The following is a 25,454-nucleotide window of genomic DNA, read 5'->3' on the forward strand; positions in this document are numbered from 1 at the left end:
GGAACAGGTCTTACATCGACCAGATACGCGGCCGCTGCGCCGGCAAGCCCCAGAGGCTGCTGCGCCAGTGGCCCCAGACCGTCTTCCACAACTGCATCGCCGGCTCCACCACGGGCGCCAGGCCGCGCAGCACCAGCATGTGCTCGTTCGGCGCGGTCACGCCTGCCATCACCTCTGCAGGCGCGGCCTCCAGCAGCAGCTGGGTGCTCTCCAGCAGCGCTTCGCGCTGGGCGCGGGCGATCGGCGAGCCGCTGGCGTAGACCAGGCTACCCATGCAGCGCTGGCCGGCCAGACCGAGCTGGCCGTTGAGCAGCAGCCCATCATCGGCCCGGATGCGGCCACGCTCCAGAAAATGCCCTGGCCAGGCGATGTGCTGGGAGAACACCCCCTGCACAAAGGGCTGGCCCGCCAGCGGCAGGCCGAGCGCGGTGATGTCCCAGCTCAGCAGCTCGGCGCCGGGTGCCAGCTCCATCTGCAGCTCGTTCGCCGCATCGCAGGCGTTGTAGGCAATGGCCTCCAGCGGCAGCCATTCCAGCCGGGCGCCGGCCTGCAGCTGCAGGCGGGTGCACTGCAAGGCCGGCTGGCCATTGCTCTTGTAAAAGCGCGTCGCCCCCGGCGTGGTGACCAGCGCATGCGCGCCTGCCGCTACCTCCACCGAGATATCCAGCACATCACCGCCCACCAGACCACCGGGCGGGTGCACCAGCACGTTGTGGCAAATGCCCGGGCCTTCGGGGTAGAGGCTTTTGAGGATGCGCAGCGGGCCATCGTGGCTGAAATGCACCGAGGTCTTGCCGGCGTGCTGGCGGTACTGCAGCGCCAATTGGGCATGCCAGCTCATGGCTGGCGCTGGTGCTGAGTCGCCGCTGGGCAGCTAAGCCCAGGGGCCGGGATCGGAGGCGAGAAGGGTGCGCAGGACATGCCTGGGCTTTTGCAAGCCACGTGCCAGGAACTGCACTGCGCTGGGGTGCGGGCTGCGCTGAATTGGTGCATCTGCGCCAGGCTTGCATGCTTGTGGTGCAGAGGTTTGGCGATGCAGCACGGAAAGCGTGCATGCGCTGCCGCTGCGGCCCTTGGCATGTGCCTTGCTTTGCAGTCTGTATGGAACTGACACCTCGCGAAAAAGACAAGCTGCTGATCTTTACCGCCGCCTTGCTGGCCGAGCGGCGCCTGGCCCGGGGGCTCAAACTGAACTACCCCGAGGCAGTGGCCCTGATCAGCGCCTTCGTAATGGAAGGTGCGCGCGATGGCCAAACCGTTGCCCAGCTGATGAGCGCCGGCCGCACAGTGTTGACCCGCGCCGATGTGATGGAGGGCATCCCGGAGATGATTGCCGATATCCAGATCGAGGCAACCTTCCCCGATGGCACCAAGCTCGTCACCGTGCACGAGCCCATTGTCTGAACTCCTCTCTTTTCCCTGCGCAAGATAGCACCATGAACTTCAAGAAACTCTCTGCCAGTGTGGCGCTTGCCGCTGCCGCCTTGCCCCTGTCTGCACTCGCCCATGTGGGCAGCGATGGCGGCGGCCACCATGGCTTTTTGAGCAGCTTTGGCCATGCCTTTGCCCACCCCTTTACCGGTGCCGACCACATGGCGGCCATGCTGGCCGTGGGTGCCTGGAGTGCGCTGACCGTAACGCCCGCCTGGCGTGCACCGGCTGCCTTTGTGGCCCTGCTGGTGGCCGGCGCACTGGCAGGTTTTGCGGGCCTGTGGGTGCCCGGCGTGGAGCCGATGATTGCCGCATCGGTGCTGGTGCTGGGCCTGCTGGTGGCCGTGCAAAAGCAGATGCCCTGGGTGCTGGCCGCTGCGCTGGCCGGGGTGTTTGCGTTTTTCCATGGTGCGGCCCACGGCTTTGAGCTGGCGGCCGATTCTGCACTGGCATCTGCCGGCGCGCTGGCGGGCATGGCGCTGGGCTCGGCTCTGCTGCATGTTGCCGGCATGGTGCTGGGCAAGGTCTTCATGCAGCGCCACCGCTGGCTGGCCAGGCTGGCGGGCGGCGCCACCGCTGTTCTGGGCGCAGCCATGCTGACCCGCCTGGCCTGACGAGGAGCCGCACGATGATCCCAGGTGAACTGCTGCTGGACGCCGGCGAACATACGCTGAACCCGGGGCGCCGCACCACCAGCCTGGTGGTGCACAACGCCAGCGACCGGCCCATCCAGGTCGGCTCGCACTACCACTTTGCCGAGACCAATGCCGGTCTGGTGTTTGACCGCCAGGCGGCCCACGGCATGCGCCTGCATATTGCCAGCGGCATGGCCGTGCGCTTTGAGCCCGGCCAGCAGCGCACGGTGGAGCTGGTGGACATCGGTGGTGACCGGCAGATCTACGGCTTTCGCGGCCTGGTGCAAGGGGCGCTGGAATGATGCGCAGCACGCAGCCTGCGGGCCTGCGTTCTAAGACAGGATGGTTCTGATGGCAACGATGGACAGACGCGCATACGCGGAAACCTATGGGCCTACGGTGGGTGACCGCCTGCGCCTGGCCGATACCGCGCTGGTCGTGCAGGTGGAGCAGGACTTCACCCTGCGCGCAGGCGGCTACGGTGAAGAGGTGAAGTTTGGCGGTGGCAAGACCATCCGGGACGGCATGGCGCAAAGCCAGCGCAGCAGTGCGCAGGGCGCGATGGACACGGTGCTGACCAATGCGCTGATCCTTGACCACTGGGGCATCGTCAAGGCGGACATTGGACTCAAGGGCGGCCGCATTGCCGCGATTGGCAAGGCAGGCAACCCGGACACGCAGCCAGGGGTGGACATCACCATCGGCCCTGGCACCGAGATCATCAGCTGCGAAGGCATGGTCGTCACTGCGGGCGGCATCGACACGCACATCCACTTCATCGCGCCCCAGCAGATCGAGGAGGCGCTGACCAGCGGGGTGACCACGATGATTGGCGGTGGCACCGGCCCGGCCACCGGCACCTTCGCGACGACCTGCACGCCCGGCGCCTGGAACATGGAGCGCATGCTGCAGGCGGCTGATGCCTTCCCAATGAACCTGGGTTTTCTGGGCAAGGGCAATGCCAGCCTGCCGCTGGCGCTGCATGAGCAGATCAGCGCTGGCGCGATTGGCCTCAAACTGCACGAGGATTGGGGCAGCACGCCCGCCGCGATCGACAACTGCCTGGATGTGGCCGAGCTGACCGACACCCAGGTGGCGATCCATACCGACACGCTCAACGAGAGCGGCTTTGTCGAAGACACGGTGGCCGCCTTCAAGGGCCGCACTATCCACACCTTCCACACCGAAGGCGCAGGCGGCGGCCATGCGCCCGATATCCTGAAAGTGGTGGGCGAGAGCAATGTGCTGCCCAGCTCCACCAACCCGACGCGGCCCTACACGATCAACACCTTGGACGAGCATGTGGACATGCTGATGGTCTGCCACCATCTGGATGCCGGCATTGCCGAGGACCTGGCCTTTGCCGAGAGCCGCATCCGCAAGGAAACCATTGCGGCCGAGGACATCCTGCACGACATCGGCGCGATCAGCATGTTCAGCTCCGACAGCCAGGCCATGGGCCGGGTGGGCGAGGTCATTTTGCGCACCTGGCAGACGGCGCACAAGATGAAGCTGCAGCGCGGCGCGCTGCCGGGCGACAGCGACCGGCATGACAACTTTCGCATCAAGCGCTACATCGCCAAGTACACCATCAACCCGGCCATTGCCCATGGCATCAGCCATGAGGTGGGCAGCCTGGAAGTAGGCAAGTGGGCCGATATCGTGATCTGGAAGCCGGCCTTTTTTGGCGTCAAGCCCAGTTGCATTCTCAAGGGCGGCTTTATTGCCATGGCGGCCATGGGTGACCCCAATGCCTCGATCCCGACGCCGCAGCCGGTGCACTACCGCCCGATGTTTGGCGCCTTTGGCGGGGCGATGGCCAGGACCTCGCTGACCTTCGTCTCGCAAGCCGGCCTGGCCGCCGGCATCGGCCAGCGCTTTGGGCTGGCCAAGACCTTGTCGGCCGTCAAGGGCATACGCGGCCTGCAAAAGCAGCACATGGTGCACAACGACCTGGCGCCGCACATGGAGGTGGATGCCCAGACCTATGCGGTGCGTGCCGATGGCCAGCTGCTGACCTGCGAGCCGGCCAGCAGCCTGCCTATGGCCCAGCGTTATTTTCTGTTTTGAAGCGGTAGAGACCCATGGCAAGCCCATTGATTTTCAAGCGCGACCCGGTGACCGACCCGCGCGTGCTGGCGTTTTTGGAAGAGCACCTGAGCGATATGCGCCGTATCTCGCCGCCTGAGAGCGTGCATGCGCTGGACCCGGAGCAGCTGCGTGCGCCCGGGATGTACCTCTGGACCGCCTGGACGGCCGGGCAAGAGCCCCAGGCGCTGGTCGCCACCTGCGCGCTCAAGACCCTGGATGCCGGCCATCTGGAGCTCAAATCGATGCGGGTGGGCGCCGAGCAGCGCGGCTCGGGCGCAGCCCAGCAGGTGCTGGACCATGTGCTGGCCCAAGCCCGGGCGATGAGGGCTGCACGCATCAGCCTGGAGACGGGTACCGAGGCCTTTTTTGCGCCGGCGCGCCGCTTCTACGCGCGCAATGGCTTTGCCCACTGCGCACCGTTTGGCAGCTACCAGCCCGATCCGAACAGCTGCTTCATGCGCCTGGAGCTGCCATGACGGCGCAAGCGATGCTGCAGGTCTCCAAATGTCTGCCCGGTGGCCAAGGCCTGGCACCGGCCCTGCGCAAGCGCGCAAGCTTTGTCGAACTGGACTGGGATGTGCGCCAGAAGTCGCGCTTCTCGGCCACCGACAGCAGCGGCCGCGCGCTGGCGATTTTTCTGCCACGCGGCCAGGCCGTGCGCGGTGGTGATGTGCTGGTCGCCGAAGACGGCTCGGTGGTCCTCGTGCAGGCCGCGCCGCAAAAAGTGCTGCACATCAGCGCCTGCGCGCAGCATGGCTCGGCGTTTGACCTGATGCGTGCCGCCTACCACCTGGGCAACCGCCATGTGCCGATCGAGCTGCAGCCCGACCACCTCAAGATCGAACCCGACCATGTGCTGGCCGACATGCTGCGCAGCATGCACATGACCGTCGTTGAGGCAAACATGCCCTTTGAGCCCGAAGGCGGCGCCTATGGCGGGCATGTCACCAACGATGGCCACAGCCACCATGGGCATGGCCACGGGCACAGCCATGACCACCCCCATGACCTCGGGCATGGCCATGCCCATCCGCACCACCACGGATGAGCATGCAGCCCCTCAGCCTCTCGCCCGCCAGTTTTTTGCAGCTGATGTGGCTGGCCTCGCCGGCTTTGCCGATAGGAGGATTCTCGTATTCCGAAGGGCTGGAGGCGGGCGTGAATGCGGCTCTGGTAGGCAACGAGGCGCAGGCCGCAGACTGGATTGACCAGCAACTGCAGCTGAGCCAGGCACGGGGCGATATGGCGGTGCTGGCCCAGGCGATGCAGGCCTGGCAGCGCGATGAGCGCGTCCGCATTGTTGCGCTCAATGCCTGGGTGCTGCAGACGCGCGAGAGCAGTGAGCTGCGCCTGCAGACCGAGCAGATGGGCCGCTCGCTGGTGGCCTGGCTGCAGAACCGCTATGCCGATGATGCCCAGGCCTTGGCGCTGGTGCACTGGCTGGCGGCCGAGGATGCAAGCTACCCGCTGGCCTTTGCGCTGGCCGCGCACCTGGCGGGGGCGGGCGCGCGCGATGCGCTGCTGGCCTATGCCTTTGGCTGGGCCGAGAACATGGTGCAGGCGGCCATCAAATCGGTACCGCTGGGGCAGAGTGCCGGCCAGCGCATTCTGGCGCGGCTGGCGCAGGCGATACCGGGCGCGGCCGACCATGCGCTGGCGCTGGGCGATGACCAGCGCCAGGCTTTTTCTCCGATGCTGGCCATTCTCTCGGCCCGGCATGAACACCAATACTCACGGCTTTTTCGATCATGAGCACTGCACTGCACCACATTCCCCACCGCAGCAAAAAACTGCCTCCGCTGCGCGTCGGCATCGGCGGGCCCGTGGGCTCGGGCAAGACCACCATCCTCGAGATGCTGTGCAAGGCCATGCGCGACAAATGGGACCTGATCGCCATCACCAACGACATCTACACCAAGGAAGACCAGCGCCTGCTGACCGTCAGCGGCGCGCTGCCGGCCGAGCGCATCATGGGGGTGGAGACGGGCGGCTGCCCGCACACGGCGATCCGCGAGGATGCGTCGATCAACCTCGAAGCGATTGACCGCATGCTGGGCCAGTTTCCCGATGCCGACATCGTCTTTATCGAATCGGGCGGGGACAACCTGGCTGCGACCTTCAGCCCCGAGCTGTCGGACCTGACGATCTATGTGATCGATGTGGCGGCCGGCGAGAAGATCCCGCGCAAGGGCGGCCCCGGCATCACCAAGAGCGATCTGTTTGTGATCAACAAGACCGATCTGGCGCCCTATGTCGGTGCCAATCTGGATGTCATGCGCAGCGACACCGAGCGCATGCGCAGCGGCCCCAAGGGCACCAAGCCCTTTGTGATGACCAACCTGAAGACGCTGGATGGTCTGGACGAGGTGGTCGCTTTTATCGAAAAGCAGGGTCTGCTGCTGGGCTGAGCCCCTGGCTTGGGCGTTTGCAGCTTAGCCCGGGGGTGTGTTCAAGCTGAATGCCGTATCGGGGTGCTCGCGGCCCTGCTGCGCAATCCATTCCAGCCAGTCCTGCGCGGTGATCTGCGTGCGTCCGTGCAGGGCGGGGGGCAGGGCCTCGTACACCAGCACCTCCAGCGGCTGCTGGCCGCCGCTGACCAGCTCCACATCCAGGGTCAGCACGCGCTTGGTGTATTCGCCAATATCGACAGGCCAGATGCCTTCGATGCGGTCCATCGCCTGCTCCAGCGCATCGCTCAACGGGTAGACCTCGGCCAGCACCAGGCCGCTGCCCTGCAGTTGCAAACCGGGGTACCAGCCCAGGTCATACAAGGTGCCGGTCAGCAGGGTGCGGCCCACGCAGGCGAGCTGGTCGGCCAGGCGGGTGATGTCGTTGACGCCGCCGGCGCGCAAGGTGCCATAGACGGCGACATGGCCGGCGCCGCAAGGGCTCCAGCGTGCGGGGATAGGGTGTTCGGGGGGCGACGTCTGCATCGGAAGGTGGTGGACGGTGGCTCAGCTGGGTTGGGGGGAGCGGCCGGCGGCCTGCCGGGTCTTGGCGATTTCGCGGCTGGGCAGCGGGGTCTCACCGGTGGCCATGCGCATCAGCAGGCAGTGCAGCATCTCGGTGGACAGGCCATGGAGCACCAGGCGGTGGCCGGCGCGCAGGGTGGACAGCGGCACCAGCGGGTGCTTGTTGTTGAGCATCACCAAATGCTCGGGCGAGGACAGGATCTTGGCCGCATAGATGGCGACCGTCTCATCGAGCTGCAGCGAATTGCTGGCGCGCCAGAAATCGTTGTCGGTCAGCAGCAGCTGGTAGACCGGCGTGTAGATTTCGATGGCGCTTTGCAGATCGAGAATGTTCAACCGCCCCTGCGGCATCGCCGCCAGCTCCAGCGGCGGATCGCAGAGCATGCCAAAGTTGGGCTCGGCCACCGGGCCCATGTGCTGGCCGTGGGTGCGCAAGCTGGTGTTGAGCCGGATGACAAAGTTGAACAGGTTCAGGTCGTGCTTGAGGAACAGCTCGTCCTTGATGTCGTCGATCTCCATCGGTGCCAGTGGCTGTGTGGGCACGGGCGTGGGGGCATTGGCACCGATAAAGCTCAGGATCTGCGAGCCCAGGTGGAAGTGGCGCATGATGAGCCAGTTCGCCTCGGGCGAGACAAAGCGGTTCATGCTGAAGGCCAGGGTGCGGTGCAGCAGCCTGGAATGCGCCCAGCGCTTGGGCAGCAGCACCTTCAGGATCTGGATCAGGATGATGCTCAGCCGTGCAACCGGCCGGATGAAGGGCAGCAGAAACTGGCGCGAGCGGCTGCTGGAATCCTTGAGCCAGGCTGCCTTGACATGGTCGGGCAGCGGCGTGCTGTCGTCCAGGTAGAGCGCCAGCCAGGGGTTGGGATCGCGCTCGTCGTGGGGAATGTCGCGGAAGTCGGTCATCGTGCGGGCTCCGTGGCCGTGGCATCCAGAATGTGCTGGAACTGCATCAGGTAGAGCGCCGCGGTATGGCGTGCGGTGGCGGCAATCGCCGCAGCGGCAGTGCCGGTCTCGTCCAGCGCCATGGCCATCTGCACGGCCATCAGCCATCGCTCCAGGTGGTCTTCGTCATTGGCGCCGTGGTATTCCAGAAAACGGAAGCAGTCCGGTCCCAGTGCCAGGTGCTGGCGCAGCAGCGGCAGCAGGCTGGGAACGATGCGCTGGCCCGTGCCTTCGATGATGTAGATGGCACCCAGGAGCCCAATCGGGTTGGGGGTGGCCGCCAGGCTGTGCAGGTAGCTGTTGAGCGCCTCGCCGCCGGGGTTGCGGCGCAGCTGCTGGATGTCGGTTTGCGTGCCGCCGGCGTTGAGGTAGTCCTGGTGCAGGATCTTGAAGTCGTTCTGCTCCTCGCTGGCATGTACGCCCATCAGCGCGGCCAGCTCGGCATAGGCGCCTGTGAGCGAGGCCGCGCCTTCGCGCATCCACAGGCTGCCTTCGCGCACCTGGGGCACCCACTGGCTCATCCAGCGCACGTAGTCGGCCGGCTGGATCTGGCCGCTGTGGATGCGGTGCACCAGCGGCGTGCGCCAGACCTGGGAGCGGTAGTCATGCCAGATGCTGGCCAGCTCGGTCAGCAAGGGTGCCAGGCCTGCCGGGGCGGCGGCAGGGTCATGGGGTGGGGCGATCAGCGCGCTTTGTGCAGCGGCGGCGGCGGGGGTGGCCCGCTGGGCAGGCGTGCTGGCACGGGCTGCTGCCGGGCTGGCGGGTGTGTGGTTCTCCACCTCCAGCAGCATATAGCCAGCGGTAAAGCGGCCGGACTCGGGCACAAAGCAGAGTATCGTGTCGCCGGGTTTCAGGCGCGCATGCTGGGTCTGCAGGTACTCGGCGATCATCACAAAAATGGAGGCCGCACCGGTGTTGCCGCGCCAGGCCAGGTTGCTCCACCAGCGCTCGCGCGGGATGGACAGCTGGGCCTTGTTCAGCAGCTCATCGACCACAGGGATGAATTTCTCGGACGAGTAGTGGCACAGAAAGTGGTCGATGCCACGCTCGGGCAGCCAGCCCTGGTGGGCGATGCGCGCGTACTCGTGGATGCAGACATCAAAGAGGTGGGGCAGCAGGCGGATGTCCTGGCGCAGCGACAGCGCGCCCGCGGCCTCGGCGTCGGCCCAGGACGGGAAATCCAGATGGCTGCGCTGGCGGTCATGCGTCAGGCCCAGCTGCATGCACACGGGGTAGTCGCCGGCAAAGCTGCGCTGGTGTGTCCAGCGCAGCTTCAGGCGCAGATCGGGGCGCTCGGGCAGCGCGGCGCCCTGGCCCAACAGCACGGCACCGGCGCCATCGCTCAGCATCCAGCGCAAAAAGTGCGCATCAAAATCGGTGTTGTAGTCCTGGCCCGCGTAGCGCGAACGCTTGAAGAGCCGGGACGGCATCTCGCTGGCCACCGCCAGCGCATGGCCATGCGTGCCATGCTCCACTGCCAGCGCCGCGCTTTGCAGCGCGCCGACGCTGGCCGCGCAGACGCCATGCACGCTGAGCAGCTCCATCGGCGGGGCAGCCATCTCGCCCTGGATCATGCTGGCAAAGCCGGGCATCAGCGCATCGCCACCCGATGAACCGCTGGCCAGAAAGCCGATGTCTGCCAGCGGCCTTGCGGCCTGCGCCAGTGCTGCTTCAATAGCGCCCTTGGCCATTTGCGCATTGCTGTAGGTGGTGCTGCCATCGGGCGCAATCGCATAGTGGCGCTGCTGGATGCCGTTTTCCGCGAGGATGCGGCGCTTGATGCGTTCGGACAGCCGGTTGAGCGGAGCCACATAGGCATCCATGCCGTCATTGGCGACGGGGGCACCGGGCATGAAGTGACCGGCGGATTCGATATAGACCTGCGAGTATGCGACTGGCATAGATGACTACTTTTTCTCCATAGGCGGCATCAGCGACCGGCTGCGGGCCGATCGGCGCACCAACCCTCCTACAAAGACCCGCGCCATGTACGGCAACAGGCCTGCCTCATTGAGCACCGGGTGGACCCGGTGTCGGTATTCATCGGCATGCAGGCGGGTCAACGCCGACCAGTGTGCATGCGGGCATTCATGGTGGGCGGTGTGCAGGCCAATATTAAAGAGCAACGGGTTGACCATGCCCTCAAAATTGCGTGCGTAGTTCAGCATGCCACTGCCGGTATCGTTTTCCGGCTTGGGGGGCTTGCGGCCATCGGCATGGGCATGTTGCAGGTAGTTGGTGGCCAGCAGCCAGTGCAGGCCATGGAGCTGCGGCACGATGACGAAGAGCAGCGCCTTTTTCCAGTCCAGCGCCAGCAGCACCGCCCAGCTGCCCAGCCACAGCGCGTACTGGCCCATGCAGTAGCGAAATGCGCCCGGATGCCGTTGGCGCAGGCCACGGAGCCAGCGGATGAACAGCGGGTACAGCACCCAGGCCGCCTGCAGCGGATGGACCAGGTAACCCCAGAGGTGGTTGGTGTCGCCCCCAAAGCGGTAGGTGCGGGCGATGTCCTGCTCGCCATGTTTGTAGCGGTGGTGGTTGCCGACATGGGCGGGCCAGAACACAAAGGTGGGGTGGCCCTGCAGCAGGGTCAGCGCATAGTCGGTGGCACGGTTGGGCCAGCGGCTGTGGGGGCCCGTCCACATGCGCAGATGGGTGTGGTTGTGGTGGATGACGCCGATGCCCAGAGTCAGAAACAGCGCGACCAGGTAGAGCCACCAGACGAGACCATGCTGCCACTGCCAGGCGGCAATCAGCGGCAGCGCCAGCATGTAGAGCAGCGATTGCCAGTCACGCCAATGGCGCAGCCGGGGCAGCTTGCGGGAGGCGGTGGCGGGCTGGGGCAGGCTGTCGTCGCGGGTCATGCGGACCGGTTCAAGCAGCGGGACGGCCTGGGGCCGCGCGTGGCGGCAGCGGGTCGGCTTCGCTGCGCATCAGCCGGTCCATGAAGGCCAGCGCAAAGCCATAGTTGCCGGCCGGCCGGGCATGGTGCAGGTGGTGCCGGCGGCTGGCAGCGAGCGGGTGGCGGGGTCCCACATGTGGGAAGAAGTCGTAATTGGCATGGCCCACGGCGTTGAGGAAGATGCTGAACACCGGCACCGAAGCGAGGGACCAGAAGGCAAAGTCATGCAGCACCATCGGCAGCAGGATCACATTGCCCAGCATCATCGCCTCGATCGGGTGGAAGCTGTAGGTCGACCAGGGCGTGACCACGACCGAGCGGTGGTGGTCGCCGTGGAAGCGCTTGAACCAGCGCGTGTGCAGCAGGCGGTGGTTGATCCAGAAGTGCACATCGTTCCAGATCAGCAGCACCCAGATCTCGATGGCGATCTGCCAGCCGCTGGGGGCGATGGCGAAATGCGCCCAGCCCAGCTGTACAAAGCCCCAGGGCACGACCATGCCCAGGCCAAACACCAGGATGGAATGAAAGGATTGGCGCCATTCGCGCCGCAGTTGGTCGGGCTTGAGCGGCCGGGTATCGAGCACCCGGCCAATGCCACGCTTTAGCAGAAAGCGGGTGAGCGCCGTCATGCCCAGTCCTCCGATCAGGTACAGCGCGCTGAAGAACACGAGGCCCCAGGCCATCACCTGCCAGGCGCTGAGATCGGAGAAGACTTGGGCGGCCGTCATTGCGCGCGGATGTTCTGCTCTTTGATGATGGCGCCCAGCGCCTTCACATCGGCATCAATGCGGTTCTTCAGGCCTTCGGGGGAGCTGCCGACCGCCTGCCAGCCCTGCAGCGCCAGCTTCTGGCGCATGTCGGGGCTGCGCACGATCTCGCCCACGGCAGCGGCCAACTTGTCGACATGGGCCTTGGGCATGGCCTTGGGCGCTGCCACGGCGTTCCAGATTTCCATGTCGTAGTTGGCAATGCCCAGCTCCTTGAGGCTGGGCAGGCCGGGGGCCAGCGGGCTGCGCGCGGCAGAGGTCACGCCAATGCCGCGCAGTTTGCCGGCCTGGATCTGGTTCATCGCCAGCGCCGGGGGCAGCATCGACAGCTGCAGGTCGCCGCCCTGAATGCCGTTGAACACCTGGGGGTAGCCAGGGTAGGGGATGTGCTCGGGCTTGATCTTCGCGCGGCTTTTGAGCAGCTCCATGCCCAGGTGGCCAATGGTGCCTACGCCGGGCGAGCCATAGCTCCAGCTGCTGCCCGCCTGGGTGGCGGCGTCGAAGAAGGCCTTGCCCTCGGGCGCCTTGGCCGGCGCCACCAGCACCAGCGGTGCCACGCCAATCAGACCGACAGGCTGCAGATCGGTTAGCGGGTCATAGCGGATCGACGGATTGAGCAGCTTGGCAATCGTCATATTGCCGTTGATCATCACGCTGAAGGTGTAGCCGTCGGTCGCGCGCGCCACATATTCGGCGGCGATATTGCCACCGGCCCCGACCTTGTTCTCGACGATGATCGGTTGGCCCAGCGCTTTTTCCAGCGGCTCTGCCAGCGCGCGGGCAGTCAGGTCAGGCGACGACCCGGCTGGAAAGCCAACGATCAGATGCAGGGGCTTGCTCGGCCAGTTGTCCGCTGCCAGCGCGCCGGTGCTGGCCCATAGGGCGGCGAGGGTGGCCACCATCAGACGGCGAGGTAATTTAAATGTCATAAGAGTTCCAGTTTCGCATGAACCGTGGCGGCAGGCACTTTATACATTCACCAAGTCGCATGCAAGCATAAAAAAACGCACAGACCGACAGGTCTGTGCGTTAATTATTGTATTTAATACCCTCTGGATATCAATATATCCTTTGAGATATTCTTTGCCTATTTAGGCATACTCTGCCAATGCCTTGCGCATTTTCTTCATGGCTGCCGATTCGATCTGGCGAATCCGCTCGGCGCTGACACCATAAACCGCAGCCAAGTCGTGCAAGGTCATGCCGCCCGAGCCATCGTCGTTCACCTTGAGCCAGCGCTCTTCCACAATGTGGCGGCTGCGCTCGTCCAAGGTGGCCAGGGCCTCCTGGATACCATCGGTAGCCAGGTAATCGCGCTGGCGCGATTCGATCATCGCGGTCGGCTCATGCGATGCATCAGCCAGATAGGCGATGGGACCGTAGGCTTGCTCGCCGTCATCGGAAGGGCTGGGGTCGAGCAGCACATCACCGCCCGACAAGCGGGTTTCCATCTCGATCACGTCTTCGCGCTTGACATTCAGATGCGCGGCCATCGCATCGATTTCGCTCTCGGAGAGCGTCTCGCGCTGCATAGCACCGTCTTCCATGCCAGCTTCCGCCTTGAAGCCCTGCTTCATCGAGCGCAGATTGAAGAATAGCTTGCGCTGGCTCTTGGTGGTTGCCACCTTGACCATGCGCCAGTTCTTCAGGATATATTCGTGGATCTCGGCCTTGATCCAGTGCATCGCGTAGCTGACCAGGCGCACGCCCTGATCGGGGTCAAAGCGCTTGACGGCCTTCATCAGGCCAACATTGCCTTCCTGGATCAGATCGCCATGCGGCAAGCCGTAGCCCATGTACTGGCGGGCAATGGATACCACCAGGCGCAGGTGCGAGAGCACCAGGCGGCCTGCGGCCTCGACATCGCCGTTTTCCTTGAGTTTCTTCGCATAGCCCAGCTCTTCCTCGGGGGTCAGCATGGGGATGCGGTTGACCGCAGTGATGTACGCGTCCAGATTGCCCAGGGGTGGTACCAACGACCATGGGTTTGCAGGAGCCAGTGCGGTAGAGGGGATGGCGGCTCCAGAATGAGTTGTCACGCTAGAAGTCCTTTCGTCTATGCGATACATAGTAACACCGGTAGGAGTCCCTAGATGCTGTGGGAGTTCCGATGCTGCGGTGCATTATGCGGGGGGTTAAGTTTCAGCTAAGCAACGCTGAAAACGGCGCCGGTGAAGGAGGCGTTGCTCCTGTTTTTGAGCATCTTCAAGTTTCTTTACGGCGGCAGCCGCGGCGGGCGGGGTGCTGTCTGACACCCGTTTGCGCTTTCAGGGCGGTTGGAGTGGCCAGGTTGTGGATAAGTTCCAAGGAATGGCCGAAGAATCGGCTGGCATTGCCGCGCGCCACCACGCTGGATGGCACCCCTAGAGCGGCTAATATGTGATAAAAGTCATGGAGTTGAAAATGGACAGGTTGGCAATGAACCCCCGCCCCGACGGCAACTACCTGGTGGCCTGGGCCAGTACCACGGTAGACAGCGAAACGGCTGCGCATGCGTTGGCACGGGAAGGGGTCCATGCCCGGCTCGCCGCTTGCGCGCAGGTCGAGAAAATCCATTCGCACTACTGGTGGGACGGTCAGTTGCAGCAGGGCGATGAATGGCGCATCACCTGGAAGACCACACCCCGCAGTCTGCCGGCGCTGCAACGCTTGCTGGTGCCCCTGCATCCCTATGCACTGCCGCAATGGCTGTGGGGGGATGGCCCTGCCAGTCCCGCCTATGCAGCCTGGGTGGCAGCCGAGGTGGGAACCCCGGTGCAGGCCTGAGGGCCAGAACCGAGGCCTTGCCGTGAAGCCTTAAACGGTGACCACGTCCAACCCCTGCGCGCTCAGCGCTGCCAAGGCCGGCGCATTGGCCGCATGGACATTGGTGACCAGCGTCTGCTGGGCAGGAGGGCGGGTTACGGCGTAGCGGCTGCGCAGCCCTATCTTGCTGTAGTCGGCCAGCACGAGCAGCGAGGAAGACTGCTCGGCCATCGCGGTGGCCAGACTGGCTTCCTGCTCATTGCCGAAGGTCACGCCATCGTGCGCGTTGATGCCCACGGGCGAGATGAGGGTGACATCGGCGCGGTAGCGGCGGATCTCGTTGAGGGTGACCGGGCCATAGGTACAAGGAATTTCCGGGTTGGTATCGCCGCCCAGCAGCACCACGCGCATGCCCTGGGCTGTGTCTGACGGGGCCTGGGTGCCTGCCAGCTTCAGGGCGACGGTGATGGAGTTGGTGACCACGACCAGCCGGCTGATCAGCCGGAGCTCTTCGGCGAGGATGGCGGTGGTGGTGCCCGCATCGATAAACACCATCTGGCCCGGCTGCAGGCGCTTGACCGCCGCCTTCGCAATCGCGCGCTTTTCTGCCACGCGCAACGCCTGGCGCTGAACAAACGGGGGCTCGTCCTGTGTGACACGGGCAACGCCGCCATGCACGCGCCGCACCAGGCCCATGGACTCGAGCGCCAGCAAGTCCTGGCGCACCGTTTCGCGCGAGACCTGCATGTCCTGAATGAGTCTTTCGGTGCTGAGCCGGTCGATCGAGGCGAGCAGCGATTGGATGCGGACGAAGCGGTCTTCTTGCAGCATGGATGCGTTTCCTTCGGGGGCAGGCTGCTCGGGCAGCCCGCGCTATTGTGCAACACCGGCCCCGGCAGATACGTGCTGGGGCCGGTGGTCCATTCAGCGGTGGCGCCTTGCGGCCACAGCCATTGCGATCAACAGCAGTGAGGCCAGCAGCAATGCCAGAGGCTGGTTGGCGGGCACCGGCTGGGCGGCCGGCACCGGGGGCACCACGATGTCGGCGGGCACCGCGACCAGCACCGGATCGACAATGGCGCCGTTGACCACCCCGTCTTCGTCCAGCGGGCCACCGTCGGTCACGGTGTAGCGGACGGCGCCCCCGGCAATGCTGGCGCCGGTGATCTCGCTGACCGTCCGCTGGCCGTTGCTCGCGGTATGCACCTTCATGACCCGGCTGTTGGCGGGCAGGCCGGCGGGCAGCTCCAGGCGGACCTGGGCGCTGAAGCCTGCGTGGTCGCATCCCGATAGCGTGAAGGACAGCAGGCCGCTAGCAGCTTGCAGGCCGGCGGGCAGCAGGCCGGCGGGCAGCAGGCCGGCGGGCACGGCGCTGACGCTGGCGTTGGATTGGTCGCAGCGGGTGGCGGCCTGGATGTTCAGGTTCATCGCGGGCAGGTGGCCGCCGGGGCTGGGCAGGCCGGTGTCGATCAGGTCCTGCACGGGAGGCTCGGGCTCAGGCGCGGGGTTGCCCAGCTCGAAAGAGCCGGTCACGCTCCAGCCGGACCAGTTCAGATGGGTATCGCGCACGCGGACCCGCCAGTACCAGCGTTCATCCTGGCCCAGCTGCAGCACCTGCGCTGGCTGGCCCTGGAAGGGGTCCCAGGCCGAGCCCTTGCTGCCACCGGCCTGCAGCAGCTGCGCATAGCACTGGCGGCCGCCCTGGCGCTCGGCACCGCTGTCACCGTCTTCGTCCCACTTGTAGCCGCAGCTCCAGCGGTCACGCAGGCTGTTACCGCCTGCAATGATCGCGCCCGTCAGCTTGCCTCGCGCAGTGTTGGCCGCCACATTGGGGTAGAGGCGCTGGGGGTTGGCCAGCAGCTGGCCCAGCGGCAGGGTGGCGATGTCGGCATCCTTTTGCGTATTGGTGCGCACGCCGTTCAGGTAGGTCCAGTTTTCGCTGCGGGTGTCATTGCCCCAGACGTCGTAGACCGGCTGGCCGGCGGCAAATTGCGGGTCCTTGGAGACCTGCCACTGCGCTTCGTAGAGCGCTGGCCCGGCCACTGGGCGGTAGGCCAGCTGCAGACGGGCCGGATCGACCTTGCCCAGCTTGGCCTGGACCAGCTCCGGCTTCAGGGACCAGGCCTGGCTGGTGATGGCGATGCTGTCGTCCGGCGTGCTGCTGGTGGTGGCGGCGCCCAGGTCGTAGCGCTTCCAGGTCATGGCCGGGGTGGCGCTGCCAAAGCTGGCTTCCAAGGTGCCATAGCCAAAGCTGAGTTTGGTGTTGGCGATGACGTCCAGATCGCTGTCATCGCTTTGCTTGGCGCCTTCGAGCGCGCCACTGCCAGAGGCCACGTTCAGCCAGAGATGGCGGCTGTTCATCGAATTGCCGCGCTCATAGAAGTGCACATGGCCGTTCAGGTTGGCCGTGATGGCCCCGGTCGTGCGGCCATAGTCTTCCATCTGCGCAATGAAATCGCAGGTGGCCATTACCTCGCCCTGGCGCCATTTTTCGCTCAGGCAGGGGTGGTGGTTGAGCAGCACCATATAGGGCTTCTTGTCCACACGGGTCTGGGCCATCAGGCCGGTGAACCAGTTCAGGTGCTCCTGCATGTAGTCGGCGCGGAAGAGCCCGCGGCCGTTGTCATAGCTGCTCCATCCCCCGGTGTTGTGCATGGCCGAGGCGGGGTTGAAGTCGCTGCCGACAATGCGCATGCCCAGGTAGTCCAGCTGGTACCAGTGCAGCGGGTGCTTCTCCGAGCCATTGGCAGGCATGCGGTTGAAGTACTTGCGGTAGGTCTTGGCCCAGCTTTTTTCAGCGCCAGCGCTGGCTTGTTCTCCACCAAAATATTCGTGGTTGCCTGGCGCGGGAATCAGCGGCACGTAAGCGGTGATGGCGGCCAGCGGTCCGAAGAACTGGTCCTTCCAGTTGCTGCGTGTGCCGCCCGATCCGACCAGGTCACCCGGCACCATGAAGCCGGCCAGGTTCTGCGCGCATTGGGCGGCTACGCCTGCGCAGTCGTTGTTGATGATGCCCTGGGTGATGTTCTTGAGGCGGTTGGCCAGGCCATCCTGGGTGTCCGAGACTACGGCGAACTTGGCGCTGGCGACGCCATCGCCTTCGCGTGGCCAGGTCTTGAACTGGAAAGGGCCTGCCAGCTTGGGTGCTGCGCTGGTACCTGTCACCACCGCGTACTCATAGAGTGTGTTGGACTGCAGACCGGTGATGTCGGCAAAGAAGATGCTGCTGTCGGCAAAGTCGCCGACCGGGTTCTTGGCGGGCAGCAAGGTGTAAGGCCCCGTGCTGCCGGCCAGCCGCCACCAGATGGTGGGGGCGGATTCGCTGGTCTCGAGCATCACGGCCATGTGGTCGGGGCCGGGGTTTTGCAACGTGGGGCCGACGCTCAGTGCCGGTGCTGTGGCCGTGCTGGGCAGCCTCGCAGGATCAAAGGGCTTGGGCGGCTCGCTGCTGGTGCGGGTCAGCACCACATCATCGAGGCCCCAGTACCAATTGTTGTCGGTGTTCAGGTAGCTGAAGCGCAGGCTGACACTCTTGGCGCCGGCCGGGACGCTGAAGGCCAGGCTCTCGGCCTGGTTCAGCCGCGAGGCGCTGGTCTCATTCAACAGGGTCTGGACGCTGCTGTCATCAAAGACCGCCTCGACCCTGATGCTCTCCTTCTTCGTCGAGCCCATCTGGAAATGGTTGAGAAAGGCCAGCGTGTAGCTGCCGCCGCCCTGGACCGCAATGCCGGGGCTCTCCATCACGGTGCTGAAGTACTGACCGCTGGTGGGCCGCAGGCCATCCGATTCGGCCACGGCGATCTTGCCGCTGGCCTTGGTCAACTTGGCACGCTCACCGCCCGAGACCTGGGTGGTCCAGTAGCTGGGCGTGACGAACTTCCAGCCCAGCCAGGGCAGTTTGGCCGCGGTCGAGCGGCCGCTGGTGGCCACTGTCTCGGCATTCTCCAGCCGCAGCGTCCAGCCGGCGGGCGCTGCTGTGCCCAGGCCGGCAGGCGCATCGGCGCCCGCTGCATCAAAGTTCTCGCTGAACACCACCGTCTGGGCCAGCGCCAACCCGCTGATGGCCCAGAGCCCGGCGGCACACAGCTGCCGCACGCTTGCTATTTTCATGAAACCTCCTGCCTTCAAGGCCGATGTGGTGAAAGCATGTCTTCACCAGGAATTGCAAAAAATAACAAGATTGCATGAAACTACAATGACTCAGCCCAGAAAAAGCCCCGCTTGGCAGAGCGGGGCTGCACGGGGGAGGGCCGGTGTGGCGATCAGGCCAGCAGGGCCTGCGCAAATTCCTTGGCGCTGAAGGTCTCCAGGTCTTCGACCTTTTCGCCGACGCCGATGAAGTACACGGGGATGGGGCGCTCCTGCGCAATGGCCGCCAGCACGCCGCCCTTGGCCGTGCCATCGAGCTTGGTGACGATGAGGCCCGTCAGCTGCAGGGCATCGTCAAAGGCCCGCACCTGGTTGAGCGCGTTCTGGCCGGTGTTGCCATCGATGACCAGCAGCACTTCGTGCGGCGCGCTGCCATCGGCCTTGGTGACAACGCGCTTGATCTTCTTGAGCTCTTCCATCAGGTGCAACTGGGTGGGCAGGCGGCCGGCGGTATCCACCAGCACGACATCCTTGCTCCGGGCCTTGCCGGCGGTCACCGCATCAAAGCTGACGGCAGCGGGGTCGCCCCCTTCCTGGCTGATGATCTCGACCGTGTTGCGGGTGGCCCAGACACCGAGCTGCTCGCGCGCCGCAGCGCGGAAGGTGTCGGCCGCCGCCAGCAGCACGCTCTGGCCGGCATCGGCCAGGTGCTTGGTCAGTTTGCCGATCGAGGTGGTCTTGCCGGCGCCATTGACACCGGCCACCATGATGACCGTGGGGCTGTGCTCACCGATGACCAGCGGCTTTTCCAGCGGTGCCAGCAGGTCGGCCAGCGCGCTGGCCAGCAGTTCCTTGACGGCGGCCGGGTCGGTGGTCTTGCTGTCCTTGACGCGCTGCCTGAGGTCGTCCAGCAGGTGCTGGGTCGCCTTGACGCCGGTATCGGCCATCAGCAGGGCCTCTTCCAGCTCTTCGTAGAGCTGTTCGTCGATCTTGGTGCCGGTGAAAACCGTCGCAATGCTGGAGCCGGTTTTGCGCAGCCCGTTCTTCAGGCGGCCCATCCAGCTGTCGCGGCTGCTGGGAACCTCGGGTGCTATAGTGATAGGAGCTATCGGCGCCTGCGGGGCTTGTGCAGATGGGGTTTTTGTTACCGTTTCTGCAGCCGTGGGTGCCGGGGCTGCGGCCTTGCCGCCCATGCCCAGGCCACGCAGCCAGCCCGTCTTGGCGGGCTCCGCCGCCACAGGGGGGACAGGGGCCACCGGCGCACTGGGCACCTGGGGTGCGGGCGCCGGGGTGCCGGCCAGCGGAGCGGGCGCAGGCACTGGCTCGGCGGCGGAAGGGCTGGGGGCTGCGTCGGCAGCGGGAGATTTTTTCTTGAAAAAACTGAACATTGTGCGCTACGTAGAATCAGCCTATTTTATGAAACGTTCCACCATTTTGCTGGCCTTGATGGCCTCCCTGGGCGCTGGGGCTTCTTCAGCGCTGGCCGCGCCGCCGGTCTCCAGCGCTGCCATTGCCTCCAATTCTGCCGGTGCCCAGCAGTTCACCCTGTCCAACGGCATGGGCCTGATCGTACAGCCAGACAAGCGCGCGCCGACGGCCGTGCACATGGTCTGGGTGCGTGTGGGCTCGATGGACGAGGTCGATGGCCGCTCGGGCCTGGCCCATGCGCTGGAACACATGATGTTCAAGGGCACGGCCACGGTGGCGCCTGGCGATTTCTCGCGCAAGGTCGCGGCGCTGGGCGGGCAGGACAATGCCTTCACCAACCGCGACTACACCGGCTACTACCAGCAGATCCCGTCCGGCAAGCTCGAAGACGTGATGCGCCTGGAGTCGGACCGCTTTGCCAACAACCAGTGGCCTGACAGCGAGTTCAAGAAAGAGATCGAGGTCATCAAGGAAGAGCGCCGCATGCGCACCGATGACAACCCGCGTGCCAGCCTGATGGAGCAGCTCAATGCCGCGACCTGGCAGGCCTCGCCCTACCACCGCCCGGTGATTGGCTGGATGGGCGACCTCGATTCCATGCACCCCGATGATGCCCGTGCTTTCCATAAGGCCTGGTATGTGCCGGAGAACGCCGTCGTCGTCGTCGCCGGCGATGTCGATGTGGACAAGGTGCGTGCGCTGGCCGAAAAGTACTATGGCAGCATTCCCAGCCGTGCGCTGCCCGAGCGCAAGCCCCGGCCCGAGCCGCTGCAAAAGGGCGAGCGCCGTCTCGACTACAAGGCGCCTGCCGAGCAGGCCTATGTGGTGATGAGCTTCAAGGTGCCTGACCTGCGCAACCTGGTCGAGCCCAAGGACAGCGACAAGGATGCGATGGCGCTGTTGATGCTCGGGTCCGTCCTCAGCGGCTATGACGGCGCGCGCCTGGACCGGCAACTGACCCAGGGCGCCAACCGTGTGGCCGATGCCACCTTCAGCGGTGCCAGCGTGGTCAACCGGGGGCCTTCCACCTTCTTGCTGGGCGGTGTGCCATCGCAGGGCAAGACCGCCAAAGAGGTAGAGACGGCCTTGCGTGCCGAAGTGGCCCGGGTTGCCAGCGAAGGGGTGGGCGAGGCCGAACTGGAGCGGGTGCGCACGCAGTGGCAGGCCTCGACCGTCTATGAACGCGACTCGGTCTTTGGCCAGGCCAATGACCTGGGCTCCAACTGGGTGCTGGGCCTGCCGCTGGATGCCAATGACAAGCTGCTGGCGCTGATGAAAACGGTGACGGCTGCGCAGGTGCAATCGGTGGCAGCGCGCTATTTTGGCGATGACCAGATGACGGTCGCGACCCTGGTGCCCCAGCCGCTGACCGATGCGGACCGGGCCGCCCAGAAGCGCAGCGGCGCGGCGACCAAGGATGGTGCGGTGCACTGACCGGAACCCGGTGGCGGGTGCCGTGCTTGAGGCGCCCGCCACCGATTGTTTTTCTCAGGGCCTGCTGCCCATGGCAGGCGGCCCTGGCTAGCAGAGATACCCATGCGAACCTCTTTTTGCAAAACACTGGTCGGCGGCGCGGCAGCCTTGCTGGCCTCCCATTCGGCCTGGGCCTTGCTGCCCATCGAACACTGGACGCAGGACAGCGGCGCCCAGGTCTGGCTGGTCAACAGCCCCACCATCCCGATGGTGGATGTGCAGCTGAACTTTGATGCCGGCAGCCGGCGCGATCCGGCCAACCAGGCCGGCCTGGCCAGCGCTGCGGCCATGATGGCGTCCAAGGGTGTCAAAGCCCAGGGCAGTGCGCCTGCGCTGGACGAAAACGCTGTCGGCGAGGCCTGGGCCGATCTGGGTGCCAGCTTTGGCGCGGGTGCCAGCAGCGATGCGCTGACCTTTTCGCTGCGGTCGCTGACCGACAGCAGCCTGCTGAACCGTGCTGCCGACTTGGCGGCGCGCCAGATGGCCCAGCCCAGCTATGACGATGCTGTCTGGCAACGCGAGCGCGAGCGCTGGAATGCGGCGATCAAGGAGGGCAATACCCGCCCCGCCGTCGTCGCCGGCCGTGCCTTCAACAAGGCCGTGTTTGGCAGCCATCCTTATGGGCTGCGCGCCACCGAAGACACGCTGGCCCAGATCAGCCCGGCGGTGATGCAGCAGTACCTGGCGCGCTCGGTCGATGCCTGCCGCGCCAAGGTGACCCTGGTGGGCGCGTTGGACAAGGCCCAGGCCGATGCGCTGGTCAAGCGCCTGCTGGCCCAGATGCCGGCCACGCCCAAGGCGCAGTGCGCTGCACCGGCCGAGGTGCCCGCAGTGCAGCCGCTGGCCAAGGCCGATGACGTGAAAATCGCGTTTGACTCCGCCCAGGCCCAGGTGCTGTTGGGCCAGCCCGGCATCCGCCGCGCCGATCCGGATTTTCTGGCGGTCATGGTGGGCAACCATATTCTGGGCGGCGGCGGGTTTGCCTCGCGCCTGATGGAGGAGGTGCGCGAGAAGCGAGGCCTCGTGTATGGCGTGTATTCGACGTTCAACCCGGGGCTGGATGCCGGTGCCTTCCAGATCGGTCTGCAGACGCGGCCAGACCAGGCGGCCGAGGCGCTCAAGGTCACACGTGAGGTGCTGAGCCAGTTCATCGCCAAGGGCCCCACCGAGCAGGAGCTGCGCGATGCCAAGGACAACCTGATTGGCGGCTTTGCGCTGCGCGTGGACAGCAATGCCAAGCTGCTGGGCAATGTGACCAATATCGCCTGGAATGGCCTGCCGCTGGACTACCTGGACCACTGGACCGACCGCGTCGAGGCGCTCAGTGCGGACGATGTGCGCAAGGCCATGGCGCGCATGGTGCAGCCCGACAAGCAAGTGACCGTGGTGTTGGGAGCAAAACCATAATGGGACGCAGTGCCATCAAAAGCGAGAGTGCGCTGCGCGCGCTGGTGCAAAAAGCAGCCGCTGCTGCAGAGACCGCTGCCGACGCGGCGCCCGCCCGCAAGCGCGGCAACGCCGGGAATGCCTCCCGCGTCGCAGCATCTGCGGCCGGAGAGATCCGTATCATCGGCGGCCAATGGCGCCGCACCAAGCTGGCGGTGCTGACCCGCCCCGATCTGCGGCCAACGCCGGACCGTGTGCGCGAAACGCTGTTCAACTGGCTGGGCCAAGACCTGGCCGGCTGGCGCTGCCTGGATGCCTTTGCCGGCACCGGCGCGCTCGGGCTGGAGGCCGCTTCGCGCAACGCCAGCCAGGTGCGCATGGTCGAGTCCGATGTGCAACTGGCCGCGCAGATCAAGCAGCTGGCGCAAAAGCTGGGTGCCACACAGGTGGAGGTGAGCCGGGGCGACGCACTGGCAGCGCTGCAGGCCTACCAGGCGCACTGGGATCTGGTCTTTATCGACCCCCCGTTCTCCGGCCAGCTGTTTGTGCCGGCGCTCAAGGCGGCGCATGCAGCGGTGACCGCCCAGGGCTACATCTACCTGGAGGCGCCGGAGGCCTGGAGCGAGGAGGCCTTGGCCGCGCTCGGGCTGGTGTGCCATCGCTACCTGAAGGCAGGCGCCGTGCATGCGCACCTGTTGAAGAAAGCCGAGGCGCAGCAGGGCTAGAGCGGGAATGCCTGCGCGGTAGCAGGGCCGTGGCGGAATGGTTTATGCTGCACTGCAATGTGCCAGGGCTGTTGGCACGACGATGATGCTTTGCAGGAGACATACATGACATTGGCCATCTACCCAGGCACGTTCGACCCGATGACCCTGGGCCACGAGGATGTGGTGCGCAGGGCCTACCAGCTGTTCGGCAACGTGATCGTGGCCGTGGCCGAGGGCCACCACAAGAAGACCATGTTCACGCTCAAGGAGCGGATGGACATGGCGCGCGAGGCGGTCAAGCATTACCCCAGCGTACGGGTCGAGAGCTATTCAGGCCTGCTGCGCGATTTTGTTGTGGCCCAAGGCGGCAATGCGATCGTGCGCGGCTTGCGTGCAGTCACCGATTTCGACTACGAGTTCCAGCTGGCCGGCATGAACCGCTCGCTGATGCCCGATGTGGAAGCCGTGTTTCTGACCCCCAGCACCCGCTACCAGTTCATCAGCAGCACCTTTGTGCGCGAAATCGCGATGCTCAGCGGCGAGGTTGACAAGTTCGTCTCTCCTTATGTCGCGCAGGAGCTGCAGCGCAAGGTGACGCAGCGCCGGGCAGAAGAGGCCTGATCCGGCAGCGCTGGTCAGCCCTCGGAGGACTGCGCCAGTGCATGCACCGGCGCACTGTGCAGCGGGTGCGGGCGCCGCACAATCTCATGCACGTACCGCAGTTTTTCCAGAGCGCCTGCGGACAGCGCGAACGGATATGCATCCTGCTGGCCCAGGCTGCGGTTGAGGCTGTTGAGCAGCAGGGTGACCGGCACCCACTGCGCCACCATGTCTTCAAAACTGGGCGCTGGCTGGACAAACGGATCCCCCATCGACACCGAAGGGCTGCCCTCGGCCATCGTCATCCGCGTCTGGTAGCTCGCTGCGGTCTCCAGCACATCGACCATATGCAGATAATGTGCCCAGGATTCTGCCCAGTCTTCCCAGGGGTGGGCGCTGGCATAGGCACTGACGTGCTGGCCGCTCCACTGCATATAGCTGGGTGGGTTCGCATAGTAGTGCTGCAAAGACTGCGGATAGCTTTGGCGCTCGTCGCCAAACAGCTGGCGGAAGCTGTCCAGCTCTCCGCCATCGCGCACCAGCTTGTCCCAGAAGAAATGGCCCGATTCATGGCGCAGGTGCCCCAGCAAGGTGCGGTAGGGTTCGTGCAGCGCCACACGGCGGCGCACGCGTTCGTCGTCGTCGGCCTCGGCAATGTTGATGGTGATCAGACCGTTGGCATGGCCGGTGACCACAGGCTGGTCCGGCACATCGGCGAGGAACTGGTAATGGGGGGTCCAGCTGGGTTCATCAGGATGCAGGCCAAGGCGCGCCAACGTGTAGTAAAGCCGGCGTTTGGCGCTTTCTAGCTTTTGCCAGCGCAAGGTGTTGCCGCTGACGGAGAGATCAGGCAGCACCAGGGTTTGCCGGCAGGAGCTGCACAGGCTATGGGGCGCATCGGCCGGAATCGCAAAATTGCAGGCCTGGTACTGGTCCCGGTTGGCACACATGCGGTAGCGCTGGCCGCTGCTGCCCGCTCTTGAGGTGATTCGTTGCCACAAAGGGCCCGGCACGGGCGTGGGCGTATCGGAGTCGAGTGCAGCCATGGCCCCCACATCGTCGCAGTCAGGCAGATAGGCCAACGCTGCGCCGCAGTTGACACAGTGCACGCTCTCGAAAAAAACCAGTTGACCGCATTGGTCGCAATGGAACAGGCGCATCGGTCAAGCTTAACGCATCGCTGCGCGATTGACCATGACCAGCCAGTCAGACGATCGCTCGTGCACAGGCGAAAAAAAACCAGCGGGCCTGGGCCAGCTGGTTTTTGCAGTCGGGTCGCGAAG

General features: G+C 65.2%; 25 protein-coding genes. 13 read left to right on the top strand and 12 right to left on the bottom strand.

Going from position 1 to position 25,454, the window contains the following annotated elements:
- Window positions 1-10: 10 nt before the first annotated feature.
- Window positions 11-841 carry an urease accessory protein UreD gene (locus tag AB7A72_RS18170; RefSeq protein WP_369460759.1) on the bottom strand — a complete coding sequence of 277 codons (831 nt, stop codon included), beginning with the start codon at window positions 839-841 and terminating at the stop codon, window positions 11-13.
- A gap of 260 nt (window positions 842-1,101) precedes the next feature.
- Here AB7A72_RS18170 and AB7A72_RS18175 point away from each other — a divergent pair, with 260 nt between their 5' ends.
- Genes AB7A72_RS18175 through ureG form a run of 8 tightly spaced genes read left to right on the top strand, consistent with a single transcriptional unit; the run spans window position 1,102 to window position 6,565 of the window.
- Window positions 1,102-1,404, top strand: coding sequence for an urease subunit gamma (locus AB7A72_RS18175; RefSeq protein ID WP_239809268.1), 303 nt, complete (start codon window positions 1,102-1,104; stop codon window positions 1,402-1,404).
- 32 nt (window positions 1,405-1,436) lie between these two features.
- Window positions 1,437-2,045 (top strand): HupE/UreJ family protein, encoded by a 609-nt coding sequence (locus tag AB7A72_RS18180; RefSeq protein WP_239809267.1) that lies wholly within the window; start codon window positions 1,437-1,439, stop codon window positions 2,043-2,045.
- A 14-nt stretch (window positions 2,046-2,059) separates the two neighbouring features.
- Window positions 2,060-2,368 carry an urease subunit beta gene (locus tag AB7A72_RS18185; RefSeq protein ID WP_230775352.1) on the top strand — a complete coding sequence of 103 codons (309 nt, stop codon included), beginning with the start codon at window positions 2,060-2,062 and terminating at the stop codon, window positions 2,366-2,368.
- A gap of 49 nt (window positions 2,369-2,417) precedes the next feature.
- Window positions 2,418-4,136, top strand: coding sequence for an urease subunit alpha (ureC, locus tag AB7A72_RS18190; protein WP_312833896.1), 1,719 nt, complete (start codon window positions 2,418-2,420; stop codon window positions 4,134-4,136).
- Window positions 4,137-4,150: 14 nt separating this feature from the next.
- Entirely contained in the window at window positions 4,151-4,633 is a 483-nt protein-coding gene (locus tag AB7A72_RS18195; RefSeq protein ID WP_369460760.1) for a GNAT family N-acetyltransferase, read from the top strand.
- Window positions 4,630-5,205, top strand: coding sequence for an urease accessory protein UreE (gene ureE, locus AB7A72_RS18200; protein WP_369460761.1), 576 nt, complete (start codon window positions 4,630-4,632; stop codon window positions 5,203-5,205). The genes AB7A72_RS18195 and ureE overlap by 4 nt, the downstream gene beginning before the upstream one ends.
- 2 nt (window positions 5,206-5,207) lie before the next feature.
- Window positions 5,208-5,909: an urease accessory protein UreF gene (locus AB7A72_RS18205; RefSeq protein WP_407064995.1), complete on the top strand. Its 702-nt coding sequence runs from the start codon at window positions 5,208-5,210 to the stop codon at window positions 5,907-5,909.
- Entirely contained in the window at window positions 5,906-6,565 is a 660-nt protein-coding gene (gene ureG, locus AB7A72_RS18210) for an urease accessory protein UreG (protein ID WP_133855334.1), read from the top strand. The genes AB7A72_RS18205 and ureG overlap by 4 nt, the downstream gene beginning before the upstream one ends.
- A 24-nt stretch (window positions 6,566-6,589) precedes the next feature.
- Here the strand turns inward: ureG and AB7A72_RS18215 are convergent, their stop codons facing one another.
- The 7 genes from AB7A72_RS18215 to rpoH form a co-directional block, all read right to left on the bottom strand.
- Entirely contained in the window at window positions 6,590-7,090 is a 501-nt protein-coding gene (locus tag AB7A72_RS18215) for a gamma-glutamylcyclotransferase family protein (protein WP_369460763.1), read from the bottom strand.
- Between the two features lie 21 nt (window positions 7,091-7,111).
- Complete coding sequence (locus AB7A72_RS18220; RefSeq protein ID WP_369460764.1) at window positions 7,112-8,035, bottom strand: DUF6999 family protein; 924 nt, start codon at window positions 8,033-8,035, stop codon at window positions 7,112-7,114.
- On the bottom strand, window positions 8,032-9,975 hold the full coding sequence (locus AB7A72_RS18225; RefSeq protein WP_369460765.1) for an iron-containing redox enzyme family protein: 1,944 nt from the start codon (window positions 9,973-9,975) through the stop codon (window positions 8,032-8,034). Before AB7A72_RS18225 ends, AB7A72_RS18220 begins: the two co-directional genes overlap by 4 nt.
- Before the next feature lie 6 nt (window positions 9,976-9,981).
- On the bottom strand, window positions 9,982-10,938 hold the full coding sequence (locus tag AB7A72_RS18230; RefSeq protein WP_312527600.1) for a fatty acid desaturase: 957 nt from the start codon (window positions 10,936-10,938) through the stop codon (window positions 9,982-9,984).
- A 10-nt stretch (window positions 10,939-10,948) separates the two neighbouring features.
- Window positions 10,949-11,704, bottom strand: a complete 756-nt coding sequence (locus AB7A72_RS18235; RefSeq protein WP_369460766.1) for a sterol desaturase family protein — start codon at window positions 11,702-11,704, stop codon at window positions 10,949-10,951.
- Window positions 11,701-12,672, bottom strand: coding sequence for a Bug family tripartite tricarboxylate transporter substrate binding protein (locus AB7A72_RS18240; RefSeq protein WP_373450014.1), 972 nt, complete (start codon window positions 12,670-12,672; stop codon window positions 11,701-11,703). Before AB7A72_RS18240 ends, AB7A72_RS18235 begins: the two co-directional genes overlap by 4 nt.
- Before the next feature lie 162 nt (window positions 12,673-12,834).
- Window positions 12,835-13,812 carry an RNA polymerase sigma factor RpoH gene (gene rpoH / locus AB7A72_RS18245; RefSeq protein WP_394680901.1) on the bottom strand — a complete coding sequence of 326 codons (978 nt, stop codon included), beginning with the start codon at window positions 13,810-13,812 and terminating at the stop codon, window positions 12,835-12,837.
- A 349-nt stretch (window positions 13,813-14,161) separates the two neighbouring features.
- On the opposite strand from rpoH, the gene cutA reads away from it, so the two are divergent.
- Window positions 14,162-14,509 carry a divalent-cation tolerance protein CutA gene (gene cutA / locus AB7A72_RS18250; RefSeq protein ID WP_239809256.1) on the top strand — a complete coding sequence of 116 codons (348 nt, stop codon included), beginning with the start codon at window positions 14,162-14,164 and terminating at the stop codon, window positions 14,507-14,509.
- A 30-nt stretch (window positions 14,510-14,539) separates the two neighbouring features.
- Here the strand turns inward: cutA and AB7A72_RS18255 are convergent, their stop codons facing one another.
- The 3 genes from AB7A72_RS18255 to ftsY form a co-directional block, all read right to left on the bottom strand.
- Window positions 14,540-15,319: a DeoR/GlpR family DNA-binding transcription regulator gene (locus tag AB7A72_RS18255; RefSeq protein ID WP_312527603.1), complete on the bottom strand. Its 780-nt coding sequence runs from the start codon at window positions 15,317-15,319 to the stop codon at window positions 14,540-14,542.
- Between the two features lie 93 nt (window positions 15,320-15,412).
- Window positions 15,413-18,598 (bottom strand): metallophosphoesterase family protein, encoded by a 3,186-nt coding sequence (locus AB7A72_RS18260; RefSeq protein ID WP_369460767.1) that lies wholly within the window; start codon window positions 18,596-18,598, stop codon window positions 15,413-15,415.
- Window positions 18,599-18,750: 152 nt separating this feature from the next.
- Window positions 18,751-19,965: a signal recognition particle-docking protein FtsY gene (gene ftsY, locus AB7A72_RS18265; protein ID WP_369460768.1), complete on the bottom strand. Its 1,215-nt coding sequence runs from the start codon at window positions 19,963-19,965 to the stop codon at window positions 18,751-18,753.
- Between the two features lie 28 nt (window positions 19,966-19,993).
- On the opposite strand from ftsY, the gene AB7A72_RS18270 reads away from it, so the two are divergent.
- The 4 genes from AB7A72_RS18270 (at window position 19,994) to coaD (ending at window position 24,192) form a co-directional block, all read left to right on the top strand.
- Window positions 19,994-21,439 (top strand): M16 family metallopeptidase, encoded by a 1,446-nt coding sequence (locus AB7A72_RS18270; protein WP_239809252.1) that lies wholly within the window; start codon window positions 19,994-19,996, stop codon window positions 21,437-21,439.
- 102 nt (window positions 21,440-21,541) lie between these two features.
- Window positions 21,542-22,885 (top strand): M16 family metallopeptidase, encoded by a 1,344-nt coding sequence (locus tag AB7A72_RS18275; protein ID WP_369460769.1) that lies wholly within the window; start codon window positions 21,542-21,544, stop codon window positions 22,883-22,885.
- A complete protein-coding gene (gene rsmD / locus AB7A72_RS18280; protein ID WP_239809250.1) occupies window positions 22,885-23,589 on the top strand; it encodes a 16S rRNA (guanine(966)-N(2))-methyltransferase RsmD in 705 nt (234 codons plus the stop codon). The genes AB7A72_RS18275 and rsmD overlap by 1 nt, the downstream gene beginning before the upstream one ends.
- Before the next feature lie 105 nt (window positions 23,590-23,694).
- Window positions 23,695-24,192 carry a pantetheine-phosphate adenylyltransferase gene (gene coaD / locus AB7A72_RS18285; RefSeq protein WP_239809249.1) on the top strand — a complete coding sequence of 166 codons (498 nt, stop codon included), beginning with the start codon at window positions 23,695-23,697 and terminating at the stop codon, window positions 24,190-24,192.
- 14 nt (window positions 24,193-24,206) lie between these two features.
- Here coaD and AB7A72_RS18290 read toward each other — a convergent pair whose 3' ends face one another.
- Window positions 24,207-25,331: a zinc-binding metallopeptidase family protein gene (locus tag AB7A72_RS18290; RefSeq protein WP_312527612.1), complete on the bottom strand. Its 1,125-nt coding sequence runs from the start codon at window positions 25,329-25,331 to the stop codon at window positions 24,207-24,209.
- Window positions 25,332-25,454: the final 123 nt, after the last annotated feature.

The sequence above is a fragment of the Comamonas sediminis genome (assembly GCF_041107495.1).
Classification (GTDB): domain Bacteria; phylum Pseudomonadota; class Gammaproteobacteria; order Burkholderiales; family Burkholderiaceae_C; genus Comamonas; species Comamonas sediminis.

Excerpts from the sequence above, each read along its gene's own strand:
- AB7A72_RS18185 (WP_230775352.1), top strand. The coding sequence starts at position 2,060 with ATGATCCCAGGTGAACTGCTGCTGGACGCCGGCGAACATACGCTGAAC.
- AB7A72_RS18170 (WP_369460759.1), bottom strand. The coding sequence starts at position 841 with ATGAGCTGGCATGCCCAATTGGCGCTGCAGTACCGCCAGCACGCCGGC.
- AB7A72_RS18255 (WP_312527603.1), bottom strand. The coding sequence starts at position 15,319 with ATGCTGCAAGAAGACCGCTTCGTCCGCATCCAATCGCTGCTCGCCTCG.
- AB7A72_RS18270 (WP_239809252.1), top strand. The coding sequence starts at position 19,994 with ATGAAACGTTCCACCATTTTGCTGGCCTTGATGGCCTCCCTGGGCGCT.
- AB7A72_RS18215 (WP_369460763.1), bottom strand. The coding sequence starts at position 7,090 with ATGCAGACGTCGCCCCCCGAACACCCTATCCCCGCACGCTGGAGCCCT.
- AB7A72_RS18225 (WP_369460765.1), bottom strand. The coding sequence starts at position 9,975 with ATGCCAGTCGCATACTCGCAGGTCTATATCGAATCCGCCGGTCACTTC.
- AB7A72_RS18275 (WP_369460769.1), top strand. The coding sequence starts at position 21,542 with ATGCGAACCTCTTTTTGCAAAACACTGGTCGGCGGCGCGGCAGCCTTG.
- ftsY (WP_369460768.1), bottom strand. The coding sequence starts at position 19,965 with ATGTTCAGTTTTTTCAAGAAAAAATCTCCCGCTGCCGACGCAGCCCCC.
- AB7A72_RS18180 (WP_239809267.1), top strand. The coding sequence starts at position 1,437 with ATGAACTTCAAGAAACTCTCTGCCAGTGTGGCGCTTGCCGCTGCCGCC.
- rsmD (WP_239809250.1), top strand. The coding sequence starts at position 22,885 with ATGGGACGCAGTGCCATCAAAAGCGAGAGTGCGCTGCGCGCGCTGGTG.
- AB7A72_RS18220 (WP_369460764.1), bottom strand. The coding sequence starts at position 8,035 with ATGACCGACTTCCGCGACATTCCCCACGACGAGCGCGATCCCAACCCC.
- AB7A72_RS18235 (WP_369460766.1), bottom strand. The coding sequence starts at position 11,704 with ATGACGGCCGCCCAAGTCTTCTCCGATCTCAGCGCCTGGCAGGTGATG.
- coaD (WP_239809249.1), top strand. The coding sequence starts at position 23,695 with ATGACATTGGCCATCTACCCAGGCACGTTCGACCCGATGACCCTGGGC.
- cutA (WP_239809256.1), top strand. The coding sequence starts at position 14,162 with ATGAACCCCCGCCCCGACGGCAACTACCTGGTGGCCTGGGCCAGTACC.
- ureG (WP_133855334.1), top strand. The coding sequence starts at position 5,906 with ATGAGCACTGCACTGCACCACATTCCCCACCGCAGCAAAAAACTGCCT.
- AB7A72_RS18175 (WP_239809268.1), top strand. The coding sequence starts at position 1,102 with ATGGAACTGACACCTCGCGAAAAAGACAAGCTGCTGATCTTTACCGCC.
- AB7A72_RS18240 (WP_373450014.1), bottom strand. The coding sequence starts at position 12,672 with ATGACATTTAAATTACCTCGCCGTCTGATGGTGGCCACCCTCGCCGCC.
- AB7A72_RS18230 (WP_312527600.1), bottom strand. The coding sequence starts at position 10,938 with ATGACCCGCGACGACAGCCTGCCCCAGCCCGCCACCGCCTCCCGCAAG.
- ureC (WP_312833896.1), top strand. The coding sequence starts at position 2,418 with ATGGCAACGATGGACAGACGCGCATACGCGGAAACCTATGGGCCTACG.
- AB7A72_RS18290 (WP_312527612.1), bottom strand. The coding sequence starts at position 25,331 with ATGCGCCTGTTCCATTGCGACCAATGCGGTCAACTGGTTTTTTTCGAG.
- rpoH (WP_394680901.1), bottom strand. The coding sequence starts at position 13,812 with ATGTATCGCATAGACGAAAGGACTTCTAGCGTGACAACTCATTCTGGA.
- AB7A72_RS18195 (WP_369460760.1), top strand. The coding sequence starts at position 4,151 with ATGGCAAGCCCATTGATTTTCAAGCGCGACCCGGTGACCGACCCGCGC.
- ureE (WP_369460761.1), top strand. The coding sequence starts at position 4,630 with ATGACGGCGCAAGCGATGCTGCAGGTCTCCAAATGTCTGCCCGGTGGC.
- AB7A72_RS18205 (WP_407064995.1), top strand. The coding sequence starts at position 5,208 with ATGCAGCCCCTCAGCCTCTCGCCCGCCAGTTTTTTGCAGCTGATGTGG.
- AB7A72_RS18260 (WP_369460767.1), bottom strand. The coding sequence starts at position 18,598 with ATGAAAATAGCAAGCGTGCGGCAGCTGTGTGCCGCCGGGCTCTGGGCC.